The sequence below is a fragment of the Streptomyces sp. NPDC059477 genome (assembly GCF_042749375.1).
In the GTDB taxonomy this organism is placed as follows: domain Bacteria; phylum Actinomycetota; class Actinomycetes; order Streptomycetales; family Streptomycetaceae; genus Streptomyces.
On the sequence record NZ_JBHYUG010000035.1, the window covers coordinates 6,859 to 18,956 of the forward strand.

Genomic DNA, 12,098 nt, shown 5'->3' on the forward strand with positions numbered 1-12,098 from the left:
GAACTGATCGAGCACTTCGACGAACTGCGCGAGCCACTGCGTGCGGCGCTGGCGTGGGCCGCGCCCCCCGGCCGGGGCCTTGTCTACGGGGAGCCCCCGCGCCCCCGGACGGGGCCCGTGGGGGCGGGGCGCCGGGAGTGCGGGGGCGCCCGGGGCAAGGAGGTCAGTTGGGCGGGGAGGGCGGTCGGTCAGGGAGGGCGGTCGAGGGGGTCGGTCGGATCGGGCACGGGGGTCGGTCGGGCACGGGGGTCAGGAGTACCAGGTGGGTTCGGGCAGTTCGCCTTCGAGGATCCAGCGGCCGACCTCGCGGCGTTTGTAGGCGACGGGGTCGTGGAGGGTGTGGGTGCGGATGTTGCGCCAGAAGCGGTCGAGGCCCTCGGCGGTGGCGGTGGAGCGGGCGCCGGTCACCTCGAAGACGCGATTGGCGATCTCCAGGGCGACATCGGTGGCGCGGGCCTTGGCTGCGGCGACCCGGACCTCGAACTCGCCGCGGGTGCGGGCGGTGACGGCGTCGGGGTCGTCGTGCAGCCGCTGTCCCTCGGCGGCGACGGTGTCGGCGAACGCCTCGGCCGCCCACAGCTTGGCGGTGAGGTCGCCGTAGGCGTCGATGACGTACGGCTCGTCGACCGCGCGTTCGTGGCCGCCGTGCAGCCAGGAGCGGGCCTTGCTCCGGGTGTAGGTGGCGGCGGTCTCCAGGGCGCCCGCGGCGATGCCGAGGTAGAAGCTGACGAAGACGAGCTGGATGACGGGGACGTTGAGGGTGTTGTAGACACGGGGCCGGAACTCCTTGCCGACATAGCCGGCGGCCGACGACCAGGGGGTGCGGACGCCGTCGAGGGTGACGCTGCCGCTCTCGGTGAGCCGCTGGCCGATGTTGTCCCAGTCGTCGTGGAAGGTCAGGCCCTCGCTGTCGGAGGGGACGATCGCGAAGACATGCTGGTCGGTGCCGTCGAAGACGCCTTCGAGGACGGTGACGTCGGACACTTTGCTGCCGGTGGAGAAGGACTTGCGGCCGGTGAAGACCAGGTCGTCGCCGTCCTCGGTGACGATCACATCGTTGTCACGCGGGTTGACGGCACCGCCGAAGAACCACTGGTGGCGGGCGGCCTCGGCCTCGACGTGCTCCCACTGCTCGCGGGTGCCGACCAGCCGGGCGGCCCAGTTCCACAGGTAGTGGTAGCCCAGGAGCTGGCCGATGGAGCCGTCGGCCTTGGCGACCTCGCGGACCACCCGGTAGGCGGTCGGCCAGTCCTGGCCCGCGCCGCCGTAGGCGGTGGGGCCGAGCAGGGTGACCAGGCCGGACTCCTTCAGGAGCCGGATCTCGGCGTACGGGGTGGCGCCGGCCCGGTCGCGAGCGGCGGCGTCGGTGGCGAGGACGGCGGCGACCTCGGCGGCGCGGGCGATCCAGCCCTCGGCGTCGCGGGGGGCGGGGCGGGTTTGCCAGTCGGCGGGGGTGACGGTGCTCATGCGTGCGGGCCTCTCTCGCAGTGGGGTGCGGAAGGTGCGGGTGCGCCGGCCGGACGGGCGCTGGTCAGGCTTGGGCGGGTCCGGACGTGGACGGTCAGGCATGGGCCGCGGACGGCGGCGGTCAGACTTGGACGGCGAGTGTCGGCGGTCAGGCGTGGGCGGCGGACGTCGGCGGCCACGCGTGGGCGGTCGGACATCGGCGGTCAGGCGTGGGCGGGGACGGCGGCGTCCGGGAGGGCGGCCTCCCGTTCCCGTACCAGGGGCAGCACGCGCTTGCCGAAGTACTCGACCTCCTCGTGGTAGTGGAGGAAGCCGAGCAGGAGCAGGTCGACGCCGAGTCGCTTGTAGGCGACGATCCGTTCGGCGATCTGTTCGGGGGTGCCGATGAGGCCGGTGCGGAAGCCGTCGTTGTACTGGATCAGGTCCTCGAAGGCGGAGTCCTGCCACATGCCCTTCTGGTCGGCCGTGGACCGGCCCGCCTGCCGCACGGCGGTGCCGAAGCCCTCGACGGCCTCGGTGTCGGCCTTGGCGATGATCTCGCGCAGGGTGTCGCGGGCCTCGGCCTCGCTGTCGCGGGCGATGAGGAAGCCGTTGAGGCCGAACTTCGGTGCCCGGCGGCCCGCCCCGGCGGCGGCACGGCGTACGTCGGCGAGCTGTTCGGTGACGCCGTCGAAGTCCTTGCCGTTGGAGAAGTACCAGTCGGAGACCCGGCCCGCCATGGCGCGGGCGGCGGTGGAGTTGCCGCCCTGGAAGATCTCGGGGTGCGGGCGCTCGGGGGTGTTCAGCGGCTTGGGCTTGAGGGAGAAGTCACGCAACCGGTAGAAGTCCCCGGCGAGTTCGGTATGGTCCTCGGTCCAGATCTGGCGCAGGGCGCGGATGAACTCCTCGGAGCGGCGGTAGCGCTCGTCGTGCTCCAGCCACGGTTCGCCCAGGGCGGTGAACTCGCCCTTGAACCAGCCGGAGACGACATTGACGGCGAACCGGCCGCCGGAGAGATGGTCGGCGGTGGCCCCGAACTTGGCGAGGACACCGGGATGCCACAGTCCCGGGTGGACGGCGGCGATGACCTTGAGGCGTTCGGTGGCCAGCAGCAGGGCGAGGCTGAAGGCCGTCGACTCGTGCTGGTACTCGGCGCCGTAGCTGGCCATGTAGCGGACCTGGCTGAGGGCGTAGTCGAAACCGTTGTTCTCGGCGAGGACGGCGAGTTCGCGGTTGTAGTCGTATCCCCAGTCGGTGCGCTGCTCGATCCGGCTGGTGACGAGTCCGCCGCTGACGTTGGGCACCCAATAGGCGAATTGCAAAGGCTGGCCGGGCATACGGAACTCCTGTTGCGGAATGCAGAGGGACGCCGAATTCAGGAATCACGGAAAGCGGGGCCGCGGGCGGCGCTCGGCGTGCGGAAAGCACGGCTGACCTGCGTCAGCTGTGCTGGGTGGGGAGGCGCGGCAGAGTCAGGCCGCGACGCAACAGGAGGCGCTGGAGACGCGCGCGAGATCGACATGGCGTCGTCGCGTGAGATCCAGTCGCATCAGCATGCTCCCGATCGTCGCAGCCGCCTGTCCGGGCGTCAAGGTAAACCCGACCGGTCTCGTATCGCGGACCATTGAATTTCACGAACGTGTGACAGGGAAACCCTTGAACGCGAGGGAAAGCGGCGCCCATTCTGCTGCCGTGCGTACCGAACAGCTGGAATACATCACGGCCGTCACCCGGCTCGGCTCACTGCGCCGCGCCGCCGAGGAACTGCGCCTGTCCCAGCCCGCGTTGAGCGAGACGGTACGGAACCTGGAGCGCGAGCTGGGCGTCGATCTGCTGGAGCGCAAACGCTCCGGAGCGACGATGAGCAGCTCCGGTCGGGAGCTGCTGCCGCACATCGTCGAGGTGCTGGAGGCGGTGGACCGGCTGCGGGCGGCGGCCGGCGAGCAGCACCGGATCAGCCGGATGGTGCGGGTGGGCACGGTGAACGCGGCGACGGTGCCACTGCTGCTGCCGGTGGTACGGGAGTTCCGCGCCGCGCATCCGGTCACCCAGGTCGAGGTGGTCGCCGCACAGCAGACGGACATCCACCGGGGGCTGCTGGAGGGCGGGTTCGATCTCGGGCTGGTCAATCAGCTGGAGGGCGACGACCAGCCCGCCGGCTTCGAGTCGACGGAGCTGCTGCGCGGGCGGCCGGTGGTGTGCGTACGGCCGGACAGCGCGCTGGCGGCGTACGACGCCGTACCGGTGGCGCGGCTGCTGGACGGGCCGCTGATCGCGATGCGCTCGGGCTATGTGATGCACCGCTTCGTGCACCGGCTGCTGGACGGGCGGGGCGCGTCGTTCGCGTACTCCACGGACGGGGCCGAGCTAGGCAAGCTGATGGTGGCCGAGGGGCTCGGGGCGACGGTGCTGCCGGATTTCAGCGTGGTCGGGGATCCACTGGAGCGGCGGGGCGCGATCACCTGCCGGCCGATCGCCGGGGACACCACTCAGGTGCTGCTGATGCTGCGCCGGCGCCGGGCGGATTCCGTGCCACAGGCGGCCCAGGACCTGCACGAGGCGTTCGTCCGGCACGCCCGGCACGTCTCACCCATCGGTCTCCCCTCGCTGCGAACTACACATAAGGGCGAAATGGGAGCAGAATGAACTTATGCGGCGTTTACCGCACACCGCACCAGAAGCGGTAATGCCTGCCAGTCACAAGGGAGACGACTCATGGCCAATGTCTCGCACACCAGAGGTGACATATCAAGCCACCCTGATGTCTCCGAAATGCGGGATCGCTATGCCCGCATGCTCGGCGGTCGCGACGTGGCGCTCATGGACGGACCGGTGTTCCTGCTGGGTCTGTACTGTGCGGCGTCCCCGTGGATAGTCCACTACACGACCACTCAGCCACCGCTCGCGACCCACAACCTGATCATGGGGATCGCGATCGTTCTGCTGGCCCTCGGTTTCACCAGGGCTCCTGAACGCATGTACGGCCTGAGCTGGGCCATGTGCGCCATGGGCGTGTGGATGATCATCGCGCCATGGATCGTGGGGACCAACCCCGACAAGGGCGTCATCTGGAACAACGCCGTCATCGGCGGCCTGGCCGTGCTGCTGGGTCTCGCCTGCGCCGGCGCGGCCTGGCGGACCGCCCGCAAGCCGCTCGCGGCCAAAAGGCGCTCCATGGACAGGACGGTCGACAGGCCGGACCGGCCCGTGGACCGGCCCATGGACGACCGGTAGACGACCGGTAGACGACCAGTGGACATCCGGTAGACAACCGATCGGACAAGGTCGGAAGCAGGCCGGAGCAAGGTCGCAAGCAAGGTCGCGAGCAAGGAAGGACGGACGGGAATCGGCCGGTCCGCGGCGCAACTGGCCGCGGACCGGCCGCCCCGTGTCACGACGTGGGCATCAGCCACGGCTCCTGCGGCAGGGAGCGGCCCGTCTCCAGCAGCGACTTCAGGTTGGACAGCACCTGCGGCCAGCCCGTCGAGACGTCCGCCAGCTCGCCCTCGTCGTACAGGTCCTCGTGGGTGACGGTGAGCCGGACGATGTCGTCGTGCGGCCGGATGTCGTAGGTGACGCGGGAGTAGGCGTCCTCCTGCTCCTCCCTCGCGGGGTCGGTCCAGGTGGTGACCAGCCGGGTCGGGCGCTCGCTCTCGACGACCTTGCCGACGATGTCCTCGACGCCGGAGCCGTCGGTGCGCACATGCGCCCAGCGTGATCCCGGCCGCCAGTCCGGCGAGACATTGCTGTGGCCCCAGTAGTCGGCGGTCAGATCGGCGTCGGTGAGCGCGTCCCAGACCTTCTCGGGGGTGCTCGCGATGTAGGTGACGTACACGTAGGTGGGCTTGTCGGTCATGGCTTCCTCGGCTCGTCGTTTCAGGGCGCCGAGCGCGCGCAGCCGCGGGCGCTCGAACTTGTCGATCCACCGCTCCTGGATCTCGTGGAGCGGTACGGGATTGAGGTAGTGCAGCTTTTCCCTGCCCCGCCGCACCGTGCTGACCAGGTTCGCGGCCTCCAGGACGGCCAGATGCTGGGTCACCGACTGACGGGTCATCTCGATCCGCGCGCACAGCTCACCGAGCGTCTGCCCGTTCTGCTCGTGCAGCCGGTCGAGAAGCCTTCGGCGGGTGTCATCGGCCAGCGCCTTGAAGACCCGGTCCATCGCGGAGTCGCTCTCTGATCGCACACTCAACGTTATGCAGGCATTTCCTTGCATGTCAAGCGCGGCACCGACCGATGACGGAACCGGCCCCGGCGCTCGCGTAAATTCGGTTGATCGCCCCGCCGCCCTCGCCCTACCGTCGCGGGCATGACGCCCCCCGAGTCGGACAGAACCAGGCCGCCGGTCACTCGGCGGCGGACGGGTCACGGGCTGTAGCCGATCGCCCTGTCGATCGGCCCGGCACCCACCCACCTTTCTCTCGCCTCCAGTGGCCGGACACGCGTTCCGTGGGCCCGGTCGCCTTTCGCTGTGTCTTCGTCCTCGTGCGATGTCATGACGTCATGACGTCGTACGAGGACATCGCGTCGATCGCTGGTACCGATCCGCCGACTCATCCGACTCCGGCGGCGACTCGGCTCACGGCAGCCCCTGTTGCCCCGCCTCGCCATTGGAGCCGACTTCCGTGCCGTTGTTCATCCGTGTCCTCAGCCTTGCCGTGTTCGCGCAGGGCACCTCCGAATTCATGCTCGCCGGGCTGGTCCCGGGCATCGCCGACGACCTCGATGTGTCGACCGGCGCCGCCGCGAGCCTCACCTCCGCCTACGCCGTCGGAATGGTCGTCGGCGCCCCCGTGATGGCCGCGCTGGGCGCGCGCTGGCCCCGGCGGCGGGCGCTCGCCGGGTTCCTGGCGGCGTTCGTCGTCGTGCATGTCGTCGGCGCGCTCACCGACGACTTCGCCGTCCTGTTCGGTACGCGGATCGTCGCGGCCGTCGCCAACGCCGGTTTCCTCGCCATGGCGATGTCCGTCGCGCACACCCTCGCCGCCCCGGCGAGGCAGGCGCGGGCCACCGCCGTACTGCTCTCCGGCATCACCCTGGCCTGTGTCGTGGGGGTGCCCGCGGGGGCGGCGCTGGGGGACATCGCCGGGTGGCGGGCGGCGTTCTGGGCCGTGGCCGCGCTGTGTCTGCCGGCCCTGGCCCTGGTCTTCCGGTCGGCCCCGGCCGACGCCACGGGGTCCGGTCCCGTCTCCGTGCGCTCGGAGGCGCGGGTGCTGCGGCTGCGGCCGGTCCGGGTGGCGCTGGTGCTCGGGGCGCTGGTGAACGGGGCGACCTTCGCCACCTTCGCCTACCTGGCGGTGCTGGCGACCGAGGTGACCGGACTGTCCGAGGGCGTGGTGCCGGGACTGCTGGCGGCGTTCGGCGTCGGCTCGTTCGCCGGGGTCACCTGGGCGGGCCGCACCGGGGACGGCAGCCTGAGGCGGGGGTTGGGCATCGCCCTGCTCGCGCTGCCCGCCGCCTGGGCCGTCCTGGCGCTGACCAGCACCTCGGCCGCCGCGCTGTTCCCGCTCGCCGTGCTGCTCGGCGCGCTGTCCTTCGGCGTCGGCTCATCGCTGATCAACCGGGTCATGCGTACGGCGTCCGGCGCCCCGGCGCTCGCGGGGGCCTTCACGACCGTCGCGTTCAACGTCGGCGCGTTCGCGGGCCCGTTGCTCGCCGGACTGGCGTCCCAGGCAGGCCAGGACGCACGGTTGGCCGTGTGGGTGAGTGTGGGACTGTCGGCGGCTGCGGGGGGTGTACTGCTGGCCGACCGTGTGAGGTCGTAGGGCAGATGGGGACTCCGGCCGGGGTGGAGTCGTCGGGCAGACGGAGACTCCGACCGCGTGGAGGCGAAGGGGTGCCCGAGACTCCGACCGTGTGAGGTCGTGAAGGTGACCGAGGCTCCGATCCGCCCGGAGTGACAGGGCCGGCCGGCCCTGCGGCGCCGCGCGGTCACCGGGCCGACCGACACCCCCACGACGTGCGCTCGCCGCACCGGCCGGCACGAACCCGTACGTGCCGGCCGTCCACGTCCAAAGGGCCGCCCCCTACGGCACGTACACGTACGGCGTCGTCGTGGTCAGTGGCTGGAAGCCGAGGCGTTCGAGGACCGGGCGGCTCTGGGCGCCCGCGTCGACCTGGAGGTAGCGGTAGCCGCTGGCGACGGCGACGCGGGCGCGGTGCGCGACGAGGGCGCGGTAGATGCCCCGGCCGCGGAAGTCCTCGACCGTGCCGCCGCCGTACAGTCCCGCGAAGCGGGTGCCGGGCATCAACTCCACGCGGGCCGCGCTGACCGGCCGGTCCCCGGCCAGGGCGAGCACGGCGACGACGGAGTCCGGGTCGGCTCTCAACTGGGCGAGCATCCGCTGTCTGAGCCGGGCGCTGTCCGTGCCGAAGGCCAGTTCGTGCACCTCGGCGACGAGTTCGACGCCGGGCTCGTCCGTGACGGGGACGAGCCGGACGCCCTCGGGCGGCTCGGCGTCCAGGGTCAGATCGTCGACGCCACCCACCATCAGCGTCTCCTCCGGCTCCGGGGTGAATCCGGCCGCGGCGAGGCGGTGCCCGAGATCGATGGGGAGGTCATGACCGTAGATCTTCCACTCGAACTCCCGGCCGAGCGCGGCGAAGTCGGCTATCTGGCGGGCGATCGCCGCGTCCGCGGTGGACTCGTCCAGGTCGGACCAGAGGACACCGTTCCAGCCATGGGCCGGGGCGATCTGCCGGACCACTTTCCCCACTCGTTCGATCGCCGATTCGGGCCCGTCGGGCCGCGCACCTTCACGCATGTCCCGATCGAACAGTGCGAGTACCCCGGAGTGATCCATGCGTCACACTCCATCACCGAGGCGCCCGTAAAGCAACGAAATTCGGCGAATCTCACAGTCCAGGCACCGCCGAAACGGCCCGGCCCGGCGGGTGGTGAGGGCGGGCGAGGCGGGGTCGGACATAGGCTGCCGGGAAGATCAGCCGCCCGATCGCCTGTCCGATCGGCGCCCCGAGGAGGCCCCCGCCATGGTCGACGAAGCCGAGCTGCCGTATCTGCGCCGCTGTCTGGAACTGGCCGGTGAGGCACTGGACGCCGGGGACGAGCCGTTCGGGTCGGTGCTCGTCGGGGCGGACGGCGCCGTACTGGCCGAGGACCGCAACCGGATCGCGGGCGGCGACCGCACCCGGCACCCCGAATTCGAACTGGCCCGCTGGGCGGCGGCGCGGCTGTCACCCGAGGAGCGCGCGGGGGCCACCGTCTACACCTCCGGCGAGCACTGCCCGATGTGCGCGGCGGCGCACGCCTGGGTGGGCCTGGGGCGCATCGTGTACGTGGCGTCCTCGGCGCAGCTCGTGTCCTGGCTCGCGGAGCTGGGTGTCCCGGCCGCTCCGGTACGGCCGTTGCCCGTGCACGAGGTGGCCCCCGGGGTCACGGTGGCGGGACCGGTGCCGGAACTGGAGGCCGAGATCCGGGAGTTGCACCGCCGCTGCCACGCACCGAGGCCCCGCCGGGAGGGGTGACCGGCGGGGCCCATGAGGGAGAGGTGGGTCAGCGCACCGCCCCTGGCCGGTAACGCCGGTAGAGGGCCGCTCCCGCGAGGACCAGCGCGCCCGCGCCGAGCGCGGTCGGGACGGTCGCGTCCGCGCCCGTGTGGGCCAGCGAGGCCGTGGTGACCGGCGTGGGGTTGCCGGGGGGCGCCGGGGCCGGGATGTGCCGCACCGGAGGTGTGGGCTTCGGCTCCGGCGTCACCGGCCGCTCGGGCTGCACGGGCCGCTCCGGTCGTACGGGACGCTCCGGGGGCTGCTCCGGGCCCGGGCCGTTGACCGACTCGTTGCCGAAGACGGGGTTGCCGACACCGACGACGTTCACACTGTTCCCGCTGACGTTCACCGGCAGATCCACGGGCAACTGCACCCCGTTGCCGGACAGCACCCCCGGCGAGCCCTTGGACTCGCCCTCGGCCGCCGCCCCCGTGGGTGCCTCACCCGGCTTCTTCTCCCCGCTGCCCTGATTGGCGCAGCTGTTGCCCGCCGCCGGGTTGAGGAGCCCTACCACGTTCACGGTGTTGCCGCACGCGTTGACCGGGATGTCCACCGGGAGCTGGATGGTGTTGCCGGAGATCAGCCCTGGTGAACCGGTCGCGCTGCCGGACGCCCCTGAGCCGCCCGCCGCGAAGGCAGCCTGCGCGGGAAACGCCACTGCCATCGCGCCGGAGGCGGCGGCGACGGCGATCACACCGTTCCGGGTAACCCGTTTCATAGGTTCCCTGCCTTCCAGACTTGGTCACGGGCGCTCGCCCGCAATGGGTAAAACGCAGGCGAACCATCCGAGTTATGGTCAATCCTCCTTTCACTCCATCGAGTGGGCAGAGTTATCGAACTGGTCGCAAAACCGGGTACGCATCACATCACGTGATCATCTCGGCGGATCGGCACCGGCACCATGAACACGTGCGCAGCGCGGCCGACGCACACGCCGCGGACGCACAGCGCACACGCAAGGGCCGGAGAATACGTCGGAATGCCCGGCTCCGCTCGCCGGCGGGCGGCCCGGACAGGGGCCGCCTATGGTGGGCGAGGGCCCCGTTCCCCCGGTTCGCGGCGGCACCGGCCGAACGCCGCCCTTGGAGGCATCGATGCTGACCAGGCTGTTGGTGCGCCCCCCGGCCGGCCGACGCGCCGGCCGACCACACTCCCTGCGGCGCCGCGCCCTGCGGCATCGGGCGGTCATCGCCGCCGCCGGTCTCGCGCTGCTCGGCACCACGCTGCCCGCCACGGCGGCCGAGGCCGCGTCCACCGGGTCCGCCGGGTCCGCCGGGTCCGCCGCGTTCACCGGGTCCGACAAGTCCGCCGCGTCCAGGACGTCCGTCCAGCGGGCCAGGACCACCGAGCGGACCGAACCCGACCTCACCTCCTTCTACCGCCAGAAGGTGACCTGGGCCGCCTGCCAGGGCGAAGGCATGCCCCAGGACCTCCAGTGCGGAAAGGTCACCGTCCCCCTGGACTACGCGAAACCCGCGTCCGGGACGCTGGAACTGGCCCTCGCCCGCATCCGCGCCACCGGCGACAAACGAGGCTCGGTCGTCCTCAACTTCGGCGGACCCGGCGGCTCCGGGGTGACGGAACTCGCCTACGGCGGCAAGGACTTCATGAACCTCACCGACGGCTACGACGTGGTCAGCTTCGACCCGCGCGGAGTCGGCCGCTCCGCACCCGTGACCTGCGGAACCGCCGCCTACGAGACCGACAGCGGATCGGACGCCGACACCGCCGACTCCGCCGACCCGCTCAGGGACCCCGAGGCGCTGTTGCGGCAGCTGCGCGTGGCGGCGGCCGAGTGCGCCAAGCACTCCGGACCGGTCCAGGAGCACATAGGCACGGTCGATGTCTCCCGCGACCTGGACGTGATACGCCAGGCGCTGGGCGACCGAACCCTCAACTACCTGGGGTTCTCGTACGGCACCCGGCTCGGCGCGGTGTACGCCGCGCAGTTCCCGGACAAGGTGGGCCGGATCGCCCTGGACGGCGTGGACACCCTCACCGAATCCCTCTCCGAGCAGGGCATCGCGGGTGCCAAGGGCCAGCAGACCGCACTGGACGACTTCCTGAACTGGTGCGCCGGTGACGTCGCCTGTCCGTTCGGGACGGATCCGCGCCGGGCGCGCGAGGACGTCGTACAACTCGTGCGCTCACTGGACGAGGATCCGGTGCCGACGACGTTCAGCGGGCCGTTCACCGGTCAGGACCTGGTGGCGGCGATCGGGACGGCGCTGTACAGCGAGGAGCTGTGGCCGCTGCTGGAGCGGGCGCTGGCCTCGCTGATGGAGGACGGGGACACCCGGGGCGTGGAGAGCTTCACGGGTGGCGGCATGACCACACCGGGCGGGACACCCGTCCTGCCCCCCAGGCCCACCACCCCGACCGCCGAACCCGCCGCCACTACCGCCGAACCCACTGTCCCCGCCACCGAACCCGCCGCCCCCACCACCCCCGGCGGCGCGTCCCGTCCGGCGCCGGACGCCACCCAGGGCACGCTGACCGACGCGGAGGACGTGCCGATGGACAACCTCCCGGCCGCGCTGGTCGCCGTGAACTGCGCGGACGACCCCGACCGGCCCGGCGCCGAGCGGATCACCCGCGATCTGGCCCGGCTGCGCTCGGCGTACCAGCAGGCGTCGCCGGTCTTCGGCACCTACCGGCTCACCCAGGTGCTGCTCTGCTACGGCCGCCCTCAGGGCACGGATTTCATCCGCGAGCAGGTCAAGGACGTCGACTCGGCGAAGATGCTGCTGGTCGGCACGCGCGGCGACCCGGCGACCCCGTACCGCTGGACCGAGCAGACGGCGAAGCGGCTCGGCGACGCGGCGGTGGTCCTGGACAACAAGGGCGACGGCCACACCGGATACGCGTCCTCGAAGTGCGTGCAGGGCAAGGTGGACGCCTTCCTGCTGTACGGCTCACTGCCACCGACCGGCAGTTCCTGCGGCGACGAGGACGACGGCTGAGACAGCGGCACGGCCGGTACGGCCCGGTACAGCCGGGTACGGCGACGAGGACGACGGCTGGGGCCCGGCCGGTTCACCGGGGGGGGGGGGGCGCCCCCCCCCCCCCCCCCCCCCCCCCCGCGCACCCCCCCCCCCCCCCCCCCCCCCCCCCCCACCCCCCCCCCCCCCCCCCCCCCCCCCCGG

At 71.8% G+C, this 12,098-nt stretch carries 10 protein-coding genes and 1 pseudogene; 5 read left to right on the forward strand and 6 right to left on the reverse strand.

Features of this window, described 5'->3' with window-relative positions:
* Positions 1-249 precede the first annotated feature (249 nt).
* From ACFXAZ_RS19220 to ACFXAZ_RS19230, 3 genes are all read right to left on the reverse strand, one after another.
* A complete protein-coding gene (locus tag ACFXAZ_RS19220; RefSeq protein ID WP_384592192.1) occupies positions 250-1,467 on the reverse strand; it encodes an acyl-CoA dehydrogenase family protein in 1,218 nt (405 codons plus the stop codon).
* Positions 1,468-1,670: 203 nt separating this feature from the next.
* On the reverse strand, positions 1,671-2,783 hold the full coding sequence (gene sfnG, locus ACFXAZ_RS19225; protein ID WP_384592195.1) for a dimethylsulfone monooxygenase SfnG: 1,113 nt from the start codon (positions 2,781-2,783) through the stop codon (positions 1,671-1,673).
* A gap of 135 nt (positions 2,784-2,918) precedes the next feature.
* The gene (locus ACFXAZ_RS19230; RefSeq protein ID WP_384592198.1) at positions 2,919-3,071 is read right to left on the reverse strand and encodes a putative leader peptide; all 153 of its coding nucleotides are present in this window, start codon (positions 3,069-3,071) and stop codon (positions 2,919-2,921) included.
* Between the two features lie 67 nt (positions 3,072-3,138).
* Here ACFXAZ_RS19230 and ACFXAZ_RS19235 point away from each other — a divergent pair, with 67 nt between their 5' ends.
* Both ACFXAZ_RS19235 and ACFXAZ_RS19240 read left to right on the forward strand, forming a co-directional pair.
* Positions 3,139-4,092, forward strand: a complete 954-nt coding sequence (locus ACFXAZ_RS19235) for a LysR family transcriptional regulator (RefSeq protein ID WP_384592202.1) — start codon at positions 3,139-3,141, stop codon at positions 4,090-4,092.
* A 69-nt stretch (positions 4,093-4,161) separates the two neighbouring features.
* Positions 4,162-4,599: pseudogene (locus ACFXAZ_RS19240) on the forward strand (SPW repeat protein); the annotation flags it as partial.
* Between the two features lie 238 nt (positions 4,600-4,837).
* On the opposite strand, the gene ACFXAZ_RS19245 reads toward ACFXAZ_RS19240, so the two are convergent.
* Positions 4,838-5,608, reverse strand: a complete 771-nt coding sequence (locus tag ACFXAZ_RS19245) for an ArsR/SmtB family transcription factor (protein ID WP_384592317.1) — start codon at positions 5,606-5,608, stop codon at positions 4,838-4,840.
* A gap of 463 nt (positions 5,609-6,071) precedes the next feature.
* Here ACFXAZ_RS19245 and ACFXAZ_RS19250 point away from each other — a divergent pair, with 463 nt between their 5' ends.
* Positions 6,072-7,211 carry a Cmx/CmrA family chloramphenicol efflux MFS transporter gene (locus ACFXAZ_RS19250; RefSeq protein ID WP_384592205.1) on the forward strand — a complete coding sequence of 380 codons (1,140 nt, stop codon included), beginning with the start codon at positions 6,072-6,074 and terminating at the stop codon, positions 7,209-7,211.
* Positions 7,212-7,472: 261 nt separating this feature from the next.
* On the opposite strand, the gene ACFXAZ_RS19255 is transcribed toward ACFXAZ_RS19250, so the two are convergent.
* Complete coding sequence (locus tag ACFXAZ_RS19255; RefSeq protein WP_384592208.1) at positions 7,473-8,249, reverse strand: GNAT family N-acetyltransferase; 777 nt, start codon at positions 8,247-8,249, stop codon at positions 7,473-7,475.
* Positions 8,250-8,436: 187 nt separating this feature from the next.
* Here ACFXAZ_RS19255 and ACFXAZ_RS19260 point away from each other — a divergent pair, with 187 nt between their 5' ends.
* Entirely contained in the window at positions 8,437-8,931 is a 495-nt protein-coding gene (locus tag ACFXAZ_RS19260; protein ID WP_384592211.1) for a nucleoside deaminase, read from the forward strand.
* A 28-nt stretch (positions 8,932-8,959) separates the two neighbouring features.
* Here the strand turns inward: ACFXAZ_RS19260 and ACFXAZ_RS19265 are convergent, their stop codons facing one another.
* Positions 8,960-9,670: a chaplin family protein gene (locus tag ACFXAZ_RS19265; protein ID WP_384592214.1), complete on the reverse strand. Its 711-nt coding sequence runs from the start codon at positions 9,668-9,670 to the stop codon at positions 8,960-8,962.
* Between the two features lie 376 nt (positions 9,671-10,046).
* Here ACFXAZ_RS19265 and ACFXAZ_RS19270 point away from each other — a divergent pair, with 376 nt between their 5' ends.
* Positions 10,047-11,915 (forward strand): alpha/beta hydrolase, encoded by a 1,869-nt coding sequence (locus ACFXAZ_RS19270; RefSeq protein ID WP_384592217.1) that lies wholly within the window; start codon positions 10,047-10,049, stop codon positions 11,913-11,915.
* Positions 11,916-12,098: the final 183 nt, after the last annotated feature.

Excerpts from the sequence above, each read along its gene's own strand:
- ACFXAZ_RS19220 (WP_384592192.1), bottom strand. The coding sequence starts at position 1,467 with ATGAGCACCGTCACCCCCGCCGACTGGCAAACCCGCCCCGCCCCCCGC.
- sfnG (WP_384592195.1), bottom strand. The coding sequence starts at position 2,783 with ATGCCCGGCCAGCCTTTGCAATTCGCCTATTGGGTGCCCAACGTCAGC.
- ACFXAZ_RS19230 (WP_384592198.1), bottom strand. The coding sequence starts at position 3,071 with ATGGTCCGCGATACGAGACCGGTCGGGTTTACCTTGACGCCCGGACAG.
- ACFXAZ_RS19245 (WP_384592317.1), bottom strand. The coding sequence starts at position 5,608 with ATGGACCGGGTCTTCAAGGCGCTGGCCGATGACACCCGCCGAAGGCTT.
- ACFXAZ_RS19255 (WP_384592208.1), bottom strand. The coding sequence starts at position 8,249 with ATGGATCACTCCGGGGTACTCGCACTGTTCGATCGGGACATGCGTGAA.
- ACFXAZ_RS19260 (WP_384592211.1), top strand. The coding sequence starts at position 8,437 with ATGGTCGACGAAGCCGAGCTGCCGTATCTGCGCCGCTGTCTGGAACTG.
- ACFXAZ_RS19265 (WP_384592214.1), bottom strand. The coding sequence starts at position 9,670 with ATGAAACGGGTTACCCGGAACGGTGTGATCGCCGTCGCCGCCGCCTCC.
- ACFXAZ_RS19270 (WP_384592217.1), top strand. The coding sequence starts at position 10,047 with ATGCTGACCAGGCTGTTGGTGCGCCCCCCGGCCGGCCGACGCGCCGGC.